Raw genomic sequence first — 20,410 nt, 5'->3', positions numbered from 1 at the left:
GTCGGCGCAGGCCGGCTTTTTTGTTTTGGAGAGAATGATGAATTTACTCATGTGCCCAGTCTGTCGCCAGCAGTTGAGCTTAAATGAAAGAACATGGCGATGTGAGAATCATCATAGCTACGATGTGGCCAAGCAAGGCTATGTGAACCTGCATGTGGTGCAACATAAACACAGTAAAAATCCTGGGGATACGCCTGAGTCCGTCCAGGCACGTCGTGCATTTTTGAGTGCGGGTCATTATGTGCCTTTGCAACAGGCCGTGGTGGAGAAGCTGCGAGAGCTGCGTATTGAAAATCTTTTAGATATTGGGTGTGGTGAAGGCTACTATACTGATGCCATGCAGACTGAAGTGCTGCAATGCGTCGGGGTGGATATTGCCAAAAATGCCGTTCAGGTCGCGGCCAAGCTCAATAAAAATATCACCTGGGTCGTAGGAACCGGGGCGACTTTACCGGTGCTGGATGGGTCGATTGATATGTGTACCAGCCTGTTCAGTCCGATCCCAAAACAGGAAATTTTACGGGTTTTAAAAGCTGAAGGTTATTTAATGGTGGTGACACCTGCGCCACAGCATTTATATGCGATGCGTGAGGCACTTTTTGAAGAAGTGAAACCCCACGAACCGCAAAAGTTTGTTGAGCAACTGCAAGATGAATTTGATCTGCTCAGTGAGCAGGTGATTGATGCCCCGATGACTTTGCCACAGACAGATTTGAAAAACCTGATTGCTATGACGCCGTATGCTTACAAGGCCAAACCTGAACGCCGTCTGGCACTTGAACAGCAGGATCAGTTTAAATTGCTGGCGCAATATCAGATCTATCTGTTTCAGAAAAAATAAAAATTCACCGATAAGAAAGCCCTCATTGTTGAGGGCTTTCTTATATCAGTTTGTCGGTTGTGGTTATTGCACTTCTTGAATCAGGTTTTCTAAAGCGTCCACTTTGCTTGGTTGAAGCGGCTGTTCTGGTGGAGCGGTTGTTTCAGCAGCATCTAGCACAGCAATTTCCTGTCCTGGCAGATCTTCGAAATCCGTTTCTGTCCGTTTCGGGACGACCACAGGTGCCGGGCGGTAAAGTGCAGTGGCCATTGGTGGTGAAGACGGATCATTCTGCGCTTCATCACCCTGAACTACCTTGCTTCGATTCACTGGTGCCTTGGCATTACGGTCTAAACGCACCCATGCTTCTGGCTGACCTTTTAAGGCATTGCCCATAAAGTCGGTCCAGATCGGTAAGGCTGCCACACCACCATATTCACGGCGTCCCAAGGTTTTAGGCTGGTCAAAGCCGACCCAGGTGATGGTAACAAGTTTGCCATTGAACCCTGCGAACCAGGCATCTTTGGCGTCATTGGTGGTTCCGGTTTTGCCCCCAATATCATTTCGCCCGATTCTTAAGGCCGCACGGCCGGTACCGTGCTGAATCACATCACGCAGAATATTGGCCATGTCATAGGCAGAGCTGGATTTTAAAATACGCTGTGCCTGACGATAATTACTGTCTTCAGCAGAGACTTTGGGTGCAGCCTGTTTCTGTTCTAGACTTGTATTGTTGATTGCAATCGCTTCATCATCTGCGGTCATGGTGTCGGCAGGTTGAGCAGGTTCTTCTTCGGTATTGATACATGAAATACAGGCATATTCAGGCTGAGCCTCAAAAATGGTATGGCCATAGGCATCTTCAATACGGGTAATGAAATGTGGCTGGATCCGGTAACCGCCGTTGGCAAAAGTCGCATAACCTGTCGCCATCTGAATCGGCAGAACCTGAGGCGTGCCGAGTGCAATGGTATAGTTACGCGGAATCTGATTGTCCTGTAAACCAAAATCCATAAACAGCTGACGGGTACGTTCAATCCCGACAGCCTGTAATAAACGCACTGAAACGGTATTGCGCGAAAGATATAGTGCGCGGCGTAGCGGGATCATCCCCAGATAACGACCATCTGAATTACGAGGTGTCCATTTGCCAATGGTAATTGGCGCATCATTCACCATGGTATGCGGTGTCATGCCTCGTTCTAAAGCCAGTGCATAAACAAAAGGCTTAATCGTAGAGCCGGGTTGACGCCAGCCCTGGATTGCACGGTTAAATTTCGACTGATAAAAGTTGTATCCGCCCACAATGGCTTCAATTGCACCATTATTTGGATTGATGGCAATCAACTGTCCTTGCACATTTGGAATTTGTACCAGCGACCACGAGGTTTTATTCTGATTCGGTCGTAAACGTATAATATCTTTGACTTTGACAATCTCGGAAGCTTTGCTCGGCGCACCACCTACACTGTTGACATTGCGAAAGGGGCGCGCCCAAGACATACCGGACCACGGTACAGTTACCGTGGTGCCATCCTGCATCAACGCTTCAAAACTGGAATTGCCAACCTTGGTTACTTGAGCAGGGTAGGTGTTGGCATAGGCACGGAAATTTTCCAGCGGTTGATCATGTGCTTCAGCACCACGCCAGCCATGTCGACGGTCATAAGCTTCCAGACCCTCTTGTACCGCCTGTTCTGCATAGGTCTGGCGTTCACTATGGATGGTGGTATAGACCTTGTAGCCAGAATCTACCGCCTGTTCGCCAAAGTTTTGTACCAGTTCAGAACGCACCATCTCACCGACATACGGGAATTTATTCCGGGTACTGCGGTCAGGCATATCCAGATTGATGGGTTCAGCAATCGCTTGTTGATACTGACTCTGGTTCAGATAACCCAGTTGCAGCATACGTCCTAAAATCCAGTTGCGACGTTCGAGAGCACGTTTGGGATTGGCCACCGGATTATATCGAGAAGGCGCTTTAGGCAGGCCAGAGATCATGGCCATTTGCGCAATCGAAAGCTCTTCTAAACTCTTGTTATAGTAAATTTTGGCTGCTGCTGCGATCCCGTAGGCATTCTTACCCAAGAAGATTTTATTCACATAGAGTGTCAGAATTTCTTCTTTGGTTAGGCTTTGCTCAATCTTACGGGCCAGAAAAATTTCAGTCAGTTTACGCTTGAGTGTTCGTTCGGGGCTGAGATAATAGTTTTTCGCCACCTGCATGGTGATAGTGGAACCACCGGTCTGCACATCCGAACCGGTGATACTTTCACTGACTGCACGGCCTAAGCTTTTAAAACTGATTCCGCTATGCTCGAAAAAGCTGGAATCTTCAGCGGCGAGGAAAGCATGAATAAACTCGGATGGAATTTGTTCATATTTCACGGGAACAGAAAGCTTGCCACCATACTCAGCAATTAATTCATTATCTGAACTAAAAACTTGTAAAGGCTTTAATAAAGGCGCCTTTTTAAGCGTGGACATTTCAGGCAAAGATGGGGCAATATAGAGATACATGCCATAAAAACCCATCGGAATTGAGATCAGGATAATGATAATGATCAAAAAAAATGGGTGGACAAGGCCTGAACAAGATAGCTTTTTCATAACAAGTAAGTTTTAATAAGAGCTAATGGCGAACTAATTACCGATCAGTATATCCTTTAGATATACATATTGTTAGATGAGTTATTGTATCTATATAAAATTATAGATCGGATCGATTGGTAAGTTAGATTTAATTGGGGATAAAAAAATAATAGGAATTATATTGTGCGCAGGTTATATCGTAAACCAAATAAGGGGTTAATAGGAGTTGATATTAGTTCGACTTCTGTTAAGGTTTTGGAGCTTTCTGTAAAAAGTAGCCGTTACTGGGTAGAGAGCTATGCTTTGGTCCCATTAATGGAAAACAGTGTTGTTGAAAAAAACGTCTTAAACCCGGAAGCAGTCGCGGATGCCCTTGGGCGTGCAATTAATTTGGCCAACACCCAGTCGAATCATGCCGCTTTTGCCATTCCAACCTCTATGGTGATTACCAAAACTATCGAGATGGATGCAGACATGTCGAATGATGAGCGTGAAGTTCAGATTCGTGAGGATGCAGAACAGTATATTCCGTTCCCACTCGATGAAGCCAGTCTGGACTTTGAAGTTCTGCCTGACCGTCTTGCCAATCCAAACCGGGTCAATGTGCTGTTGGTGGCAACCCGCATTGAAAATATTGAAGCACGTTCTGAAGTTTTGGAAATTGCCGGACTGACACCCAAGATCGCGGATGTAGAAAGTTTTGCGCTGGAAAATGCTTTTAAAGTGTTTTCGGATACTTTGCCGATGGGGGTAAATACTGTCGGTATTTTAGACATTGGACATAGTATGACGACTTTATCAGTCATGCAGAACAACAAAATTATTTATACTCGTGAGCAGGTGTTCGGTGGCAAACAGCTGACTCAGGAAATTCAGAACCGTTATGGTCTGTCTTTTGAAGAAGCCGGGCGTGCTAAAAAAACCCGTGCTTTGCCAGATGACTATGATATTGAAGTGCTAGAGCCGTTCCTGGATGCCGTGGTGCAACAGGCAGCGCGGTCATTACAATTCTTCTTTTCATCGTCTCAGTTTAATGAGATTGATCATATTTTATTGGCCGGCGGGAATGCCAATATTCCAGGTCTGGCAAAATTATTACAACAAAAACTCGGTTACCGTGTCACGATCGCGAATCCATTTTTGCAAATGGGCTTTTCTCCTCAAATTGATATTAAAAAAATTGAAAATGACGCGTCATCACTCATGGTTGCATGTGGTTTGGCATTGAGGAGTTTTGATTAATGGCAAAGATTAACTTACTTCCTTGGCGTGATGAGCTAAGAATTAAAAGAAATAATGAATTCGTGGCAATCTGTGTGGGGGCGCTTTTCTTAGGACTGGCGGCGGCAGGTTCAACCTGGTTTTATTATGATCACAAGCTTCAGGATCAGGAACAGGCCAATCAGCTGATTCAAAGTACCAACCAGAATCTGGATGTGCAGTTAAAAGCGCTAGAAGGTTTGCAAGAGCAACGTAATGCCATTGTTGAGCGGATGAAGCTGATTCAGGGTTTGCAAACGCAACGTCCGATCGCAGTACATTTGATTGATGAAATTGTACGGGTGACACCAGCCAATATGTACATCAGCAAGTTTCAGCGTACTGGCGATAAATTTAGCATCGAAGGTCGAGCCGAGAGTCCAAATACCGTAGCAGAATTACTGCGTAATCTGGAAGCTTCCTCCTGGTACCGAAACGCCTTTATGAATGCCTTCCTGGTGGCTGAAGAATCCAAAGAAAAGGCACCGAGCTCGATTATTCCACGTATTGAAGAGTCTTATGGCAGCTTTACCGTGACTGTGGATCTGGATCAGATCGCTGAACCGGTACTGAATGAAGAACAGCAAGCAGCCAATACCACTCCGGGGGCATCATCATGAGTAATGAAAAATTCGATGAGTTCAGCCAGGATGCCGTGGCTGTACCTAAAAATAAAATGACAGTTGAGAAATTTTTTCAGCAATTCAATACTCTAGATCCTAATAATTATGGCAGCTGGCCTTTATCGGTCAAGATTAGCTGCTGGATTTTTATTGTTATCTTGGTATTTATGCTGATTTATTTTGCCCTGACCAGAAGTACGATTGAATCGATTTCACAAGCCAGTGCGCAGGAACAAAACCTGCTGAATGAGTTTCGTGAAAAGGAATCAAAATTACGTAATCTACAACAATATCAGATTCAGCTTCAGGAAATGGAAGCACGTTTTAACCAGCAATTAGAACAATTGCCGAAGGAAACTGAAATTCCGGGTCTGGTTGAGGATATTAACCTGAGCGGTGTCAATTCAGGTCTGAAGTTTAAAAATATCCGTCTGGAACCTGAAATTAAGCAAGAGTTCTTTATTGAACAGCCAATTGCGATTGAAGCGACTGGGGATTATCACGCTTTTGGCTCTTTTGTCAGCAGTATTGCAGGTTTGTCGCGTATTGTTACCTTGCATGATTTCACCATTACCGGTACTGAGAATAAAGAGAAAAAGTCTGAGATTCCGGTGATTGATTATGTGGTCAAGGCCAAAACCTATCGTTATGTGGGCAATGCCGAGGCTTCTTCAGCAGGTACGAGCACGACTCAGGGGGCGCAGTAATGAATAGGATTAAAATTACTTCAGTTTTAGCGCTTGGACTGGTATTGCTGGGATGTGATTCACGTATTGATGCAGTCAATCAGGAAATGGCCAATATTCGTAACCAGCCACCTTTGCCGATTGAACCTGCACCCGATTTTATGCCAGTTGAAACCTTCAACTATGCAGCACATCAGATCAAAAGTCCTTTCCTGCCAAGTTCTCTGGCTGCCGAGCTAAAGATTATGGCAGGAAAACGGGTTTATCCAAATTTATCACGTCAATTGCAACCACTGGAAAGTTATCCTCTGGAAACCTTAAGCATGAAAGGCAGCATGCGTAATCAGGCCGGACAGATTCTGGCTTTAATCCAGACACCGGATGGCGAGATTGAACGGATACAGCGTGGTAGCTATATGGGGCTTAATCATGGTCGTGTGAGTGGTATTACACCAACGCAGATCGATTTGATTGAGATTATTCCAGATGGCCGTGAAGGATATGTGGAGCGTCCGCGAAGTCTGGTTCTGATTGGGCCGGCACCATAAGTTTTAGGGAATAACAATGAATAAGAGTATTAAAGAATTTATTTTTGGGGATGCTAATACAATGAATCGTGTGTTTCGTCAGTTTTCAATGGGTGCTGTTGCGATTGCGGTGATGCAAGCAGCCAGCGCGCAGGTAGCCGTGACCAATATCGTAGCTATGCAGCTTCCTGGACAAGGAACTGAAATTCGGGTGATGTTCAATGGTTTGCCACCACAGCCACAAGCCTATCAATTAGAATCACCTTCGCGTCTAATTTTAGATTTTGACCAGGCCCAACAAAACTTAAAGCAAAGCAATATTCCGGTGGCAACACGTGAAGCCAGTTCGGTCGATGTGACTTCGGATGCACAACGTGCCCGTTTGACTGTTAATCTGGCAGATGCTGGTGCCTTTACCACGCGAGTTGAAGGGAATACCTTTATCCTGAAAATCAACTCAGCCACGCCAGTCGCGACAGTTCAACCGGTATTACAGCAGTCAGCTCAGGGAATTAGCAATATCAGTTTCCAGCGTGGGGCTCAAGGTGAAGGTCAGGTGGTGATTGACCTGGCAGGCAACAACACCCCGGTCGATGTACAGCAGCAGGGGACTAAAATCATTGTTCGAACCTTAGGCACGAAGATCCCGACGCATTTGACCCGTCGTCTGAATGTGAATGATTTTGCGACGCCTGTGTCGAGTGTGGATGCAGTGAATCAAAATGGATCAGGCGTGATTACGATCCAGTCCGGGGAAAGTTATGAATATATGGCTTATCAAACGGATAATAAGCTGACCATTAGTTTGAAACGTCCGGAAGCCAAGAGTCCGCTACGTCCGAAGACCGTGGCTTATAGCGGCAAGAAAATTTCACTCGATTTCCAGGATATTGAAGTACGTCGTGTACTACAGCTTTTGGCTGATTTTACCGATATCAATATGGTGGCAGCAGATAGTGTCCAAGGCAATATTACCTTGCGCCTAAAAGAAGTGCCTTGGGATCAGGCACTGGATATTGTACTGAAAACCAAAAACCTGGATAAACGCCGTAATGGTAATGTGATCTGGATTGCACCAGTGACAGAATTGATTAAGGCAGAAGAGGAAGAGGCAAAAGCCTTGAAGCAGAGCGTTGCACTTGCCCCTATTCAGACTGAATATATGCAGCTGAGTTATGCTAAAGCTACAGATATTGAAAAACTGATCACTCAAAATAAAGGTGCATCTAGTTCGGGTGGTTCAAGTAACACCACGAATAATGATGATAAAGAAAGTTTATTAAGTTCACGTGGTTCAGTGTCTATTGATGCACGAACCAATACCATTATTGTGAATGATACCCAGCCTTTTATCGATAAAATCCGGAATATGGTGGATCTGCTCGATGTACAGGTCAAGCAGGTGATGGTTGAGGCGCGTATTGTACGTGCCACCACTGACTTCACCAAAGAAATGGGGGTGAAGTGGGGGATTCTGTCACAAGGCATTACCAACAATAATAGCCTTCTGGTCGGTGGTAGCGATACGACATTGTGGGATCTTAGAGATCCGCAAGAAAGTGATTTGGGCGGATATACTTATGAAATTCAGCGTCCACAAAACCTGAATGTAGACTTGGGTGTCACCAGTCCGGGCGCCAGCCGTATTGCCTTTGGTTTGATTAGTCTCTCTGATTTTATGCTGGATCTTGAACTGTCTGCATTGCAAGCGGATGGCTATGGTGAAGTTATTTCAACACCAAAAGTACTCACAGCAGACAAGCAAAAAGCCACGGTTGCATCTGGTTCACAAATTCCGTATCAATCTGCTGAAGGTGGAGGGGCCAATGCTGTATCCACTACTGAGTTTATTGATGCGACTTTGAGTCTGGATGTCACGCCAAGTATTACTCCAGATGGGAAAGTGCAGATGGAGCTGAATATTACCAGTGACTCCCCAGGCAACCCAACGCCGACCGGACAATTGACTATTAATAAAAACCAGATCAATACCAATGTGCTGGTGGATAATGGTGAAACAGTGGTCCTGGGTGGGATTTTTGAGCAGGAAACCCGTAATGCACAAACCAAGGTGCCATTCCTGGGGGATATTCCTTATGTAGGGCGTTTATTCCGTAAAGATTTAAAATCGGATAACAAGCGTGAGTTGCTGATTTTCGTTACACCTCGAATTGTTAATGACAGTGTTTCAAGAAATCATTAATATATTTTGAATTTAACAAAACGAATAGGTGACTCCTTGCCAAGCAAAGAGTTTGAAACCCTACCAAATCTTTATTTGGTAGGGCCGATGGGGGCCGGTAAAACAACAGTAGGACGACATCTCGCAGAATTGTTAGGACGCGAATTTCTAGATAGTGATCATGAAATTGAACGTAAAACAGGTGCGACGATTCCCTGGATTTTTGAGAAAGAAGGGGAACAGGGTTTTCGTGACCGTGAAACTGCTGTAATTAATGAACTGACTTCACGCCCCCATTTAGTTTTAGCCACTGGCGGTGGTGCCATTACTCAGGTCTTGAATCGGAACTATCTGAAACAGCGTGGGATCGTCGTTTATCTCTATACGCCGGTTGAAATTCAACTGCAGCGTACCTATCGCGATAAAAACCGTCCACTCCTCCAAGTCGAAAATCCGGAACAAAAGTTACGTGATTTATTGGCAGTTCGTGACCCCTTGTATCGGGAAGTGGCACATCATATCATTGAGACCAATCAGGGTGCGGCACGAGATCTGGCGCAGCGGATTCTCAATCTCATTACTTCCAAGAACTAAGTACATTGAATAAAGTGGTTAATCAAACATGCAAACCTTATATGTAGAACTCGGAGAACGTCGTTACCCTATTTTTATCGGGAGCGATCTTGATCCACAGGCCTTATTGGCTCCCTATATTCATGGCAAGCAAGTGATGATTGTGAGCAATACCACGGTTGCGCCACTTTATTTGCAGCATTATCAAACTGCGATTGCAGCTTTAGACAAGCATGTTGCGACCTGTATTTTGCCCGATGGTGAAAAATATAAGGATAGCCAGCATCTGAATCTGATCTTTGATGCATTGCTTGAAGCTGGTTTTAACCGGGACTGTACGGTGCTTGCGCTCGGTGGTGGTGTGATTGGCGATATGGCCGGTTTTGCTTCGGCATGTTTCCAGCGTGGCGTGTACTTCATTCAGGTACCGACGACTTTACTGTCTCAAGTCGATTCCAGTGTCGGTGGAAAAACCGGGATTAATCATCCACTGGGTAAAAACATGATTGGTGCATTTCAGCAACCGCAAGTGGTGCTGGCCGATATGTCGCAACTTTCTACTTTACCCGATCGTGAACTTGCGGCCGGTTTGGCTGAAGTGATTAAATATGCGCTACTCGGTGATGAATCATTTCTGCTCTGGCTTGAAGAGAACATGGATGCTCTGGTCAGTCGTGATGAGAAACTACTGGCTGAGGCCGTTTATCGTTCCTGTGCGCACAAGGCCCGGATTGTCGCCAATGATGAAAAAGAGCAAGGGGAACGTGCTCTACTGAATCTGGGGCATACTTTTGGACATGCGATTGAATCTTATCTGGGGTATGGTGTCTGGCTACATGGTGAGGCTGTTGCAACAGGTATGGTCATGGCGGCAGATTTATCACAGCGTATGGGCTGGATTTCTCAGAGTGATCTGGAGCGTACAAAAAAAATCATTTCTCGTGCCAAACTTCCGATCGTTTGTCCTAAAATCCCTCTTGATGATTTCCTGGCATATATGGCCCATGACAAAAAAGTCTTGAATGGACAATTGCGTCTGGTGTTGTTGCAACAATTAGGCAAAGCTGTGATTACTCGGGATTTTGATCTTGAGCGAATGCAACAGGCAATTTTAGCGAATCAGGCATAGGTTTTAGTTTTTATGACAGCATTACACACTCCTTGGCAAAAGGTTCAGCACTATTTCTGGCTGGTCTGTGGTGTATGCTGTCTATTTGCAGCCTTGATCTTTTGGGCCATTACTGATTCAGATGCGGTAATTGAAGTGGAAAAAAAGCCAGAAACTAAAGTTCAATTACAAATTCAGCCGGAAAAAGTAGCGACAATGACCCATCTTGGTGCGCTTTTTGACGAGGTCAAACCCCTCGATTTGAATACGCGCACCATTGTAAATGCCACTCATGAGCCAGAATTTCGCGGCACCAAATTTGTTAATGAGGCGAAAAAACAGCATGCGATTGAATTATTTCGCGTCAGTAATGAAGCCATTCTAAAAAGCTTTCTTAAAAAACAGCCAGATCGTAAGTATTTTATTTATCTAAGAATATCCGGTGAAAATCAGCCAGAACAATATGTGCTGCTGTATGGTCAGTATAAGACCGCCGCCGAAGCCAATCAGGCCTTATCTACATTGAATTTAAATTTGCCTGCTTCAGTGAAGCCTGAAGTGGTGCCAATACAGCAGTATGTCAGTCTGGTCAATAATCTGGGTTCAGAGGAGTTGGCAAGCAATCAAAAGCTGTATGAGATTCGCTTGAAAAACGTACCTTTACCGAAGGTAGATGAATCTGTACGACTCAGACAGCAAACTCGGGCTGAGGTTAAACCGCGTAGTTCGGATGCGACCACCAGTACCACAATTGTGCGTCGTGATGCCGCTGGAAATGTGCTCGATGTACAGAAATCCGAAAGTGCTGTAGAAGGTGCACCACAACCACAAAACAATAATAATCGACCGAACCAAGGGGGGAATTCCCGTCCTCAAAACAATGAGATTAGTGATCCTTTTAACTAATCCGTTCTAAAATAGCGCACCAAAAAAATGACCTAATTAGAAATGTGCGCTTTTGGTGCAAAAAATACACATTAAAAATAACCAGTATCCCTGTAATCTTTGTTAAAGCTTTGTCATCTGTATAGTTTTAATTTATGTGCTATTTATTGGCATGTAATTTGCTTTATTGGTGCATGGATTGAATTAATCTCCCTGTTTTAGCGCGAAAAATGATTCGATGACAACCTATGAATGTCATATTTATTCCTGATTTTTATGTTATTCATCAGCAAAATAAACTTTATTTTTTATGCATTCGGTCTGAAAAAGGACTAGGCTGAAGAAATAAAGATGAAAAGATTTTGCTCTAGCAAGACGGTCTTCGAAAGTCCATTACACGCAGCGCAGAGAAGAATTTAGATTGTTTAACAGCCTATAAGGCTTCGTGAAAAGAAGGGTACGCTATGCACATGCCATCGCCTAATAATGTAGCTCCCGCTCAAGGTTTATACCAACCGGATGAGTTTAAAGATAACTGTGGTTTCGGTTTAATCGCCCATATGCAGGGTGATGCAAGCCATGATCTCGTCAAGACCGCGATTCATAGTCTGAGTTGTATGACCCACCGTGGTGGTATTGCCGCGGATGGTAAGACTGGGGATGGTTGTGGCCTGCTGTTGGCGATGCCGAAAAAGTTCTTTCGTGAAGAAGCAAAACGCTTAAGTGATACAACTTTAAGTGAAGTCTTTGCTGTCGGTTCGGTGTTCCTAAATCTTGATCCTGCGCTTGCTGCACATGCCAAACAGGTTTTAAACAAAGAAATTGAAGCTGAAGGTCTCATTGTTCTGGCTTGGCGTGTGATTCCAACCCATGTCGATGCACTGGGTGAAATTGCCTTGCAATCGATGCCGGCATTTGAACAGATTATTGTCAATTGCCCGATGGGCGTGACCGAGGTTGAATTTAACCGTAAGTTATTCCTGGCGCGTCGTCGCGCAGAACAATTGCTGCTGAATGATACCTCTTTCTATGTCACCACTTTATGTTCAACGGTCATCAGCTATAAAGGCTTGATGATGCCGGAAGCGATTGCAGACTTTTATACCGATCTGGCTGATGAACGTCTAGAATCACATATCGTGGTGTTCCATCAGCGTTTCTCGACCAATACTTTGCCACGCTGGCCGTTGGCACAGCCGTTCCGTTATCTGGCGCACAATGGTGAAATCAACACCATTACGGCCAACCGTAACTGGGCCATGGCGCGTGTGCCAAAATTTGAAAATCCCTTATTGCCGGGTTTAACTGAACTAAAACCGATTGTGAATCGTACCGGTTCGGATTCTTCAAGCCTGGACAATATGCTGGAGATTCTGGTCGGTGGTGGTATGGATCTGTTCCGTGCCTTACGTATGCTGGTTCCGCCTGCGTGGCAGAACGTGGAAACGCTTGATGCGGACTTGCGTGCTTTCTATGAATTTAACTCAAAACATATGGAAGCCTGGGATGGCCCGGCAGGTCTGGTGATTCAGGATGGCCGTCATGCGATTTGTATGCTGGATCGTAACGGTCTGCGTCCGGCACGTTGGGTGATTACCAAAAATGGTTATATCACGCTGGCGTCGGAAATTGGGGTCTGGGGTTATCAACCTGAAGATGTGATTTCTAAAGGACGTGTTGGCCCCGGCCAAATGCTGGTGATCGATACGCAAACCGGCAAGGTACTGGATACGCAAGATGTGAATCATCATCTAAAACGTATGCGTCCATACCGTGAATGGTTACGTGAAAATTCTGTGCGTTTGCAAGGTAGCCCCGAGCTGGAAGAATATTTATGTGATCAAGGCTTAAAAGGCGATGGCCTGAAAGCGGCACAGAAAATGTTCATGGTAACCTTTGAAGAACGTGACCAGTTATTGCGTCCAATCGCGGAAAGTGGTCAGGAAGCTGTGGGATCGATGGGCGATGATACGCCCATGGCAGTATTGTCACGTCAGGTGCGCCATGTGTCGGATTATTTCCGTCAGCAGTTTGCGCAGGTGACCAACCCGCCAATTGATCCACTGCGTGAATCGATTGTGATGTCACTGGAAACCTGTTTAGGTCGTGAACAAAACGTCTTTGAACAAGGGCCTGAGCATGCCGATCGTCTGATCATTTCCAGCCCTGTGCTTTCTAATTCGAAAATGCATCAGATCCGTACGCTGGGTCGTGCCGGTTATGAAATTGCAGATATCGACCTGAACTATGCTGAAACTGAAGGTCTACAAGCAGCGATTGCACGGATCTGTGAAGAATCTGCGCAAGCCATTCGTGATGGTAAAACCTTACTGGTGCTTTCAGACAAGAAAATCCGTGAAGGCTACTTGCCTGCCAATGCCTTCATGATCACCGGTGCGGTGCATCATCACCTGATCAATACCGGTCTGCGTACTGACGCCAACTTGATTATTGAAACCGGCTTTGCTCGTGATCCACATCAGTTTGCAGTTCTTCTAGGCTTTGGTGCAACTGCGATCTACCCGTACCTGGCTTATGACGTGATCAATGATCTGGTCGCTAAAGGCGAGTTACTAGGTGATCCAATTTATGCACAAAACAATTTCCGTAAGGGAATTGAAAAAGGCTTACTCAAAGTTCTATCGAAAATGGGTATTTCTACGGTTGCCTCTTACCGTGGTGGTCAGCTGTTTGAAGCAGTAGGCTTATCCAATGAAGTGGTGGATAAATGCTTCATCGGTGTGCCAAGCCGTATTCAGGGTGCAACTTTTGTCGACCTTGAAAATGATCAGAAACAGTTGGCGGATATTGCCTGGAAAAACCGTAAACCAATCGATCAGGGCGGTTTGCTGAAATTTGTATTCGGTAAGGAATACCATGCCTTTAACCCAGACGTGATCAACTCACTGCATAAAGCAGTACGTTCTGGGAACTACGCAGATTTTAAAGAATATGCAGAACTGGTGAACAACCGTCCGATCGCAACGATCCGTGACTTATTTAAACTGAAAACAGACAACTCGATTCCAGTCGAACAAGTGGAATCTGTGGAAGAGATCCTGCCTCGCTTTGACTCTGCGGGTATGTCTTTGGGCGCATTGTCACCTGAAGCACACGAAGCGATTGCGATTGCCATGAATACAATTGGCGGTCGTTCAAATTCAGGTGAGGGCGGTGAAGATCCAGCGCGTTATGGCACCATCCGTAACTCGAAAATCAAACAAATTGCATCGGGCCGTTTTGGTGTAACGCCTGCTTATTTAACATCAGCAGAAGTTCTCCAGATTAAAGTCGCGCAAGGTGCAAAACCAGGTGAAGGTGGTCAGTTGCCGGGTGGTAAAGTGAATGGTCTCATTGCCCGTTTACGTTACTCTGTGCCGGGCGTTACCCTGATTTCGCCACCTCCGCATCATGACATCTATTCAATTGAAGATTTATCACAGTTGATCTTTGATTTAAAACAGGTTAACCCACAGGCGATGGTGTCAGTTAAGCTGGTTTCTGAACCGGGTGTCGGTACGATTGCGGCAGGTGTAGCGAAAGCGTATGCCGATTTCATTACCATTTCTGGTTATGATGGCGGGACAGCGGCTTCTCCACTTTCTTCAATTCATCATGCAGGTTCACCGTGGGAACTGGGTCTTTCTGAAGCGCATCAGGCCCTTCGTGTGAATGACCTGCGTGGTAAAGTTCGCGTACAGACAGATGGTGGTCTGAAAACCGGTCTGGATGTTGTCAAAGCAGCAATTTTGGGTGCAGAAAGCTTTGGCTTTGGTTCAACCCCAATGATTGCCTTGGGTTGTAAATACCTGCGTATCTGTCACCTGAATAACTGTGCAACCGGTGTGGCAACTCAGCAAGACCATTTACGTCAAGAGCATTATATTGGCGAGCCACAAATGTTGATCAACTTCTTCACCTTTATTGCTGAAGAAACCCGTGAATGGCTGGCAGCACTTGGTGTATCGAGTCTGAAAGACCTGATTGGCCGTACGGATCTGCTGGAAGTCTTGCCAGGCGAAACTGCCAAGCATGCACATCTTGATTTAAGCAAATTACTGGAATCACATCCTGCTGCAGAAGGTAAAGCACAGTACTGCGAAGTACAAGGCAATGCACCATTTGATAAAGGCATTCTGGCAGAGAAAATGGTGGATGAGATTCTGCCTGCGATTGAAGCGGGAACTGGCGGTGAGTATCACTTCTCGATTGGTAACTGTGACCGTTCGATTGGTGCACGCCTGTCTGGTGAAATTGCTAAACGTTATGGCAACCTGAGCATGGAAGCCCATCCGGTGAAAGTCCATCTGAATGGTACTGCGGGTCAGTCGCTGGGTGTCTGGAATGCCGGTGGTCTGCATATCAGTCTGGAAGGTGATGCCAATGACTATGTCGGTAAAGGTATGGCCGGTGGTCGCATCTCGATCTTCCCGCCAAAAGGTTCGCCATTCCAGACGCAAAATACCGCGATTATTGGTAATACCTGTTTGTACGGTGCGACTGGCGGTAAGTTATATGCAGCGGGTACAGCAGGCGAGCGTTTCGCGGTGCGTAACTCGGGTGCATTTGCCGTGATTGAAGGCGCAGGTGATCACTGCTGTGAATATATGACCGGCGGTATTGTGACTGTGCTGGGTAAAGTAGGCCACAACTTCGGTGCGGGTATGACTGGTGGTTTTGCTTATGTACTTGATCTGGATAATGACTTCGTTGATCATTATAACCACGAACTGATTGAGCTGAATCGTATTTCCACCGAAGCGATGGAAGAGCACAAAGCCTTCCTGGGCCGTATCCTGGATGAACATATTAAAGAAACCGGTAGTGCTTGGGCGTACAAGATCCGCCACGAGTTTGATTTCTACAGCCGCAAGTTCTGGTTGGTAAAACCGAAAGCAGCCAACTTGCAAACGCTGTTAAAAACAACTCAAGCTGATCCACAATAATTCCACGACGAACAGATATAAAGCCAGATGTAAGGCAACTGTGAACCCCTTACATCTAGCCACGGAGAGAGACATGGCAGAACGCCTGAGTAATGACTTTCAATTTCTGGATGTCGCACGCCAAGATCCAGAGAAAAAAGAGCTTGATGTCCGCAAAGCAGAATTTGTGGAAATTTATAAACCGTTTACTGCGGAAATTGCTGCGAACCAGACCCATCGTTGTCTCGGTTGTGGTAACCCGTATTGCGAATGGAAATGTCCGGTACATAACTACATTCCGAACTGGTTGAAACTGGTGGCTGAAGGACGTTTGTTTCAGGCAGCGGAACTGTGTCACCAGACCAATACCTTGCCGGAAGTCTGTGGCCGTGTTTGTCCGCAAGACCGTTTATGTGAAGGGGCTTGTACCCTGAACGACGGTTTCGGTGCAGTCACCATTGGCAATGCTGAAAAATATATCAATGACACCGCCTTTGCTTTGGGCTGGCGTCCGGATATGTCCAATGTGAAGTGGACCAATAAAAAAGTCGCGATCATTGGTGCAGGTCCTGCCGGACTTGGCTGTGCGGATATTCTGGTTCGTGCCGGCGTAAAACCCGTCGTGTTTGACAAACGTCCGGAAATTGGTGGTCTTTTAACATTTGGTATTCCAGAATTTAAAATGGAAAAAGATGTAATGAAACGCCGCCGTGAAATTTTCACCGGCATGGGCGTGGAATTCCGTCTCAATACTGAAATTGGCACCGATGTCACGATTGACCAGTTACTTGCCGATTATGATGCGGTATTCATGGGCATGGGCACCTATACCTATATGAAAGGTGGTTTTGCCGGTGAAGATCTGGAGGGTGTGTATGACGCGCTAGATTTCCTGATTGCCAACGTCAACCGCACCCAAGGCTGGGAAAAAGAGCCAGCTGAATACATCAGCGTACAAGGCAAAAAAGTCATTGTGCTGGGCGGTGGTGATACAGCGATGGATTGTAACCGGACCTCGATTCGTCAAGGTGCTGAGACAGTCACTTGTGCTTACCGTCGTGATGAAGAAAACATGCCGGGTTCACGCCGTGAAGTACAAAATGCGCGTGAAGAAGGGGTGGAATTTCAATTCAACCGTCAGCCAATCGAGATTGTCGGTGAAAATGGCAAAGTGACTGGCGTGAAATTTATTACTACTCAGCTAGGTGAGCCAGATAGCCGTGGTCGCCGTAGTCCAGAGCCGATTCCGGGTTCAGAAGAAATTCTTCCGGCGGATGCAGTCCTGCTTGCTTTCGGTTTCCGTACTAGTCCAGCAGATTGGTTCACCGATGTCGAGATTAATCTGGATGGTTCGGGGCGTGTTATTGCTGCTGAACAGCAGCAATATAAGTTCCAGACTTCAAATCCAAAAATCTTTGCCGGTGGTGACATGGTGCGCGGTTCTGACCTGGTGGTTACTGCGATCTGGGAAGGCCGTCAGGCCGCAGAAGGAATTCTGGATTATCTGGATGTTTAACTGTTAAGAATAAACTCAAATCATTCAAGAACACCCGCTACGGCGGGTTTTTTTCATCTTCGATAATTTTTAATTTTAAAGTGTGAAGCATTAAAAAGATTATAAAAAGTAACAAAACTTTAGAAAATACTGTTTAAAATCAAATTTATTAAATAAATATCAATAAATAATTGAGGATAAACATCATGCGTCTATTAAAACAATCTTTAATAACCCTGATGCTGGCCAGTACCTTGACCCTCACAGGATGTGGCTATAACACTTTGCAGGTGAAAGATGAGGCGGTCACTGCTTCATGGTCTGAAGTGCAAAACCAGTATCAGCGCCGTGCCGACTTGGTACCGAATCTGGTCAACGTGGTCAAAGGCTATGCCGCACATGAAGAGCAGGTATTAACCGAAGTGACTCAGGCACGTGCCAATGTCGCCGGTTTAAAAGTGGATCGAGAAGTGCTGGAAGATCCTGAATTATTCCAGCGTTATCAGGAAGCGCAGTCACAAATGACTAGTGCCTTGTCGCGTCTTTTGGCCGTCACTGAAAATTATCCAGACCTGAAAGCCAACGAGCAGTTCCGTGATTTACAAGTGCAACTGGAAGGCACTGAAAATAGAATCGCCGTGGCACGTAACCGTTATATCACCACGGTTCAGGATTTTAACTCTTATGCGCGTCAATTCCCGCAAGTGATGACCGCAAAAGTGATTGGTATGGACACAAAACCAAACTTTAGTGCCGAGCAAAGTGCCCAAAAAGCTCCAACGGTTTCCTTTGAATAATGACTGACTTGTAAATAAGCGAGAAATCAGATGTCTGAGATGCTGCTGAAATACTGTGCCGGGTTGCTCCTCATGTTGGCCATGGGGATGGTAGTGCCTGTATCAGCAGAAACCGCCACAGCTACGGATACTGAAGAAGTCATTGTGGCGCGCGAAATATTACAAAAGCCGGCTGTGACTAATTCTCAAACAGCCCAAACGGATACTGAAGTAGACTCAGTCCCGCAGCCACAAATTGTCAATGATATGGTTGAAGGCCAGATTCAGCGTGATTTACCCAGTCTGAATGAACCGGTGATTGATCAGACGAATTTACTTAGTCCAGCTGAAAAACAGGCGATTAATCAACGCATTTTAAACTTGCATAATGCCGGTAAAGGCCAGATTGGTGTCGTGATTATTCCGACCACGGGACAGGAAGATATTTTTGATTATTCCATGCGCGTGGCTGATGCCTGGCAGCTCGGTTCAGCCAAACGCGATAATGGTTTATTGATGACCATTGCCATTAATGATCGCCGTATTCAGATCCTGACCGGTTATGGTCTGGAAGGAGTGCTGCCGGACATCGTGGCAGGCCGGATTATCAATGACAAGATCACGCCGTATTTTAAACAGGCTCAATATGCGCAGGGGATCGACTCAGGACTGGCTGAAATAGAACGGATTTTAAATCTTGATCCTGAAATTGCAGCACAGGCAGCTGATGAACTAAAAGAGCGTCAGGAACAGGCTTATCAGGCACAAAAAGCCAGTAAGGCGACGTTCAGTAGCGTACTGTTTATTATTGTGGCTGGTGTCGTCGGTTCCATGATTTTTGGCAGAAAACTCAGTGCTGCAACTGCCGCAGTTGCAGGTACAGCTGCCGGTCTGGTCAACGGCATGGGTTTAATCGCCAGCTTAATGATAGGTGCCGGGGTATTCTTCTTACTGGTCACCTCGCTTGCGCAGCTGATTTTACATGCCTTTATGGCAGGTGGTGGCCGTGGCGGTAGTGGTCGTGGTGGTTTTGGCGGCGGCGGCTTCGGCGGTGGCGGTGGTGGATTTGGTGGGGGAGGAGCATCAGGCTCATGGTAACAACGACAGATACGACAGAAATTGTCACGCGGCCGAAGCTGGAAGAGCATGCGCAGCCGAGCTTTAAGCGCTGGCTCAAGCATTTCTTTTATATGCCGGCAACCAAGCGTTTTTTCTCCAAGCAGGATCAGCATGCGATTGCAGTGGCGGTGGAAGAAGCCGAGCATGGACATGTGGGGGAGATTCAGGTGGTGATTGAAGGCTGTCTACCTTCACGATCTGCCTATTATCAAGATACACTCTGTCGTGCCCGACAGTTATTTGCTGAAATTGGGGTTTGGGATACTGAATATAATAGTGGGGTATTACTCTATTTGAATCTGTGCGAGCACAAGGTTGAAATTGTGATTGATCGGGGAATTAAGAATGCGACAACCCAGCAGGTCTGGGATGAAATCTGTCAAAACATCATTCAAAATCTGGCTCAGCAGAAGTTTAAAGAAGGTGTCATTGAAGGGGTGAAGCAGATTGGAGAAGTATTAGATCAGTACTATGATCGGAAAATAGATGATTTGGAAAATGAATTAGGGAATAAACCGATTATTCTGGGGTGATAATTTTTAAATCATTTAAATTAATAAGGATGCTGTGGCACTTCAGGCTGGACGTAAGCGGGGTTCGATTAAGAAGAGCCGCTAGCGGCACTGGTAGAAGCTTGAGCTGGATGCACAGTAAGTGGGACAAAATGTGCTTTCGCCTTCACAGTGGGTTGAAAAAGCTAAAAGCGAGAGCAAGGCGGTTAAAAACTGATGATAAGCAATTAAAGGGAGACTATTAAAAATTGCTGGAAAAGTGTAATTCTCTATTGCTGGAAAAGTTTGAGTTGAGGCAGAAAGCTTACTGTTAACGGACTATAT

15 protein-coding genes and 1 pseudogene are annotated in these 20,410 nt (G+C 45.7%); 15 read left to right on the top strand and 1 reads right to left on the bottom strand.

Translation table 11 applies throughout. From position 1 onward, the window contains the following. Window positions 1–37 precede the first annotated feature (37 nt). The gene (locus tag GVV58_RS08280; RefSeq protein ID WP_159516326.1) at window positions 38–841 is read left to right on the top strand and encodes a putative RNA methyltransferase; all 804 of its coding nucleotides are present in this window, start codon (window positions 38–40) and stop codon (window positions 839–841) included. Between the two features lie 63 nt (window positions 842–904). Here GVV58_RS08280 and ponA read toward each other — a convergent pair whose 3' ends face one another. Further along, on the bottom strand, window positions 905–3,433 hold the full coding sequence (gene ponA / locus GVV58_RS08275; protein ID WP_159516325.1) for a penicillin-binding protein PBP1a: 2,529 nt from the start codon (window positions 3,431–3,433) through the stop codon (window positions 905–907). Window positions 3,434–3,598: 165 nt separating this feature from the next. On the opposite strand from ponA, the gene GVV58_RS08270 reads away from it, so the two are divergent. The 14 genes and pseudogenes from GVV58_RS08270 to GVV58_RS15655 all read left to right on the top strand — a co-directional run. Further along, window positions 3,599–4,657, top strand: a complete 1,059-nt coding sequence (locus tag GVV58_RS08270; protein ID WP_005168888.1) for a pilus assembly protein PilM — start codon at window positions 3,599–3,601, stop codon at window positions 4,655–4,657. After that, entirely contained in the window at window positions 4,657–5,295 is a 639-nt protein-coding gene (locus GVV58_RS08265) for a PilN domain-containing protein (RefSeq protein ID WP_159516324.1), read from the top strand. Before GVV58_RS08270 ends, GVV58_RS08265 begins: the two co-directional genes overlap by 1 nt. After that, window positions 5,292–6,005, top strand: coding sequence for a type 4a pilus biogenesis protein PilO (locus GVV58_RS08260; protein WP_005094323.1), 714 nt, complete (start codon window positions 5,292–5,294; stop codon window positions 6,003–6,005). The genes GVV58_RS08265 and GVV58_RS08260 overlap by 4 nt, the downstream gene beginning before the upstream one ends. Further along, on the top strand, window positions 6,005–6,532 hold the full coding sequence (locus tag GVV58_RS08255) for a pilus assembly protein PilP (RefSeq protein WP_005094322.1): 528 nt from the start codon (window positions 6,005–6,007) through the stop codon (window positions 6,530–6,532). The genes GVV58_RS08260 and GVV58_RS08255 overlap by 1 nt, the downstream gene beginning before the upstream one ends. 16 nt (window positions 6,533–6,548) lie before the next feature. Continuing rightward, window positions 6,549–8,714: a type IV pilus secretin PilQ family protein gene (locus GVV58_RS08250; RefSeq protein WP_159516323.1), complete on the top strand. Its 2,166-nt coding sequence runs from the start codon at window positions 6,549–6,551 to the stop codon at window positions 8,712–8,714. Between the two features lie 36 nt (window positions 8,715–8,750). Next, complete coding sequence (gene aroK / locus GVV58_RS08245; protein ID WP_005168882.1) at window positions 8,751–9,287, top strand: shikimate kinase AroK; 537 nt, start codon at window positions 8,751–8,753, stop codon at window positions 9,285–9,287. A gap of 28 nt (window positions 9,288–9,315) precedes the next feature. After that, the gene (gene aroB / locus GVV58_RS08240; protein ID WP_005168879.1) at window positions 9,316–10,395 is read left to right on the top strand and encodes a 3-dehydroquinate synthase; all 1,080 of its coding nucleotides are present in this window, start codon (window positions 9,316–9,318) and stop codon (window positions 10,393–10,395) included. Window positions 10,396–10,407: 12 nt separating this feature from the next. Beyond that, a complete protein-coding gene (locus tag GVV58_RS08235; RefSeq protein WP_159516322.1) occupies window positions 10,408–11,280 on the top strand; it encodes a hypothetical protein in 873 nt (290 codons plus the stop codon). 449 nt (window positions 11,281–11,729) lie between these two features. Continuing rightward, window positions 11,730–16,205 carry a glutamate synthase large subunit gene (gene gltB, locus GVV58_RS08230; protein WP_171502637.1) on the top strand — a complete coding sequence of 1,492 codons (4,476 nt, stop codon included), beginning with the start codon at window positions 11,730–11,732 and terminating at the stop codon, window positions 16,203–16,205. Between the two features lie 73 nt (window positions 16,206–16,278). Next, window positions 16,279–17,700 (top strand): FAD-dependent oxidoreductase, encoded by a 1,422-nt coding sequence (locus GVV58_RS08225; protein WP_159516320.1) that lies wholly within the window; start codon window positions 16,279–16,281, stop codon window positions 17,698–17,700. A gap of 185 nt (window positions 17,701–17,885) precedes the next feature. Then, entirely contained in the window at window positions 17,886–18,476 is a 591-nt protein-coding gene (locus GVV58_RS08220; protein WP_159516319.1) for a LemA family protein, read from the top strand. A gap of 30 nt (window positions 18,477–18,506) precedes the next feature. After that, window positions 18,507–19,553 (top strand): TPM domain-containing protein, encoded by a 1,047-nt coding sequence (locus GVV58_RS08215; protein WP_159516318.1) that lies wholly within the window; start codon window positions 18,507–18,509, stop codon window positions 19,551–19,553. Further along, window positions 19,547–20,107 carry a TPM domain-containing protein gene (locus GVV58_RS08210; RefSeq protein ID WP_159516317.1) on the top strand — a complete coding sequence of 187 codons (561 nt, stop codon included), beginning with the start codon at window positions 19,547–19,549 and terminating at the stop codon, window positions 20,105–20,107. The genes GVV58_RS08215 and GVV58_RS08210 overlap by 7 nt, the downstream gene beginning before the upstream one ends. Before the next feature lie 19 nt (window positions 20,108–20,126). Further along, a pseudogene (locus GVV58_RS15655) lies at window positions 20,127–20,400 on the top strand (hypothetical protein); the annotation flags it as partial. Between the last annotated feature and the right edge of the window lie 10 nt (window positions 20,401–20,410).

The sequence above is a fragment of the Acinetobacter sp. 18QD2AZ41W genome, assembly GCF_009829025.1.
Lineage (GTDB): Bacteria > Pseudomonadota > Gammaproteobacteria > Pseudomonadales > Moraxellaceae > Acinetobacter > Acinetobacter pseudolwoffii.
The sequence above is the reverse complement of the archived record's forward strand: the minus strand, read 5'-3'. Positions and strand labels throughout refer to the sequence as shown.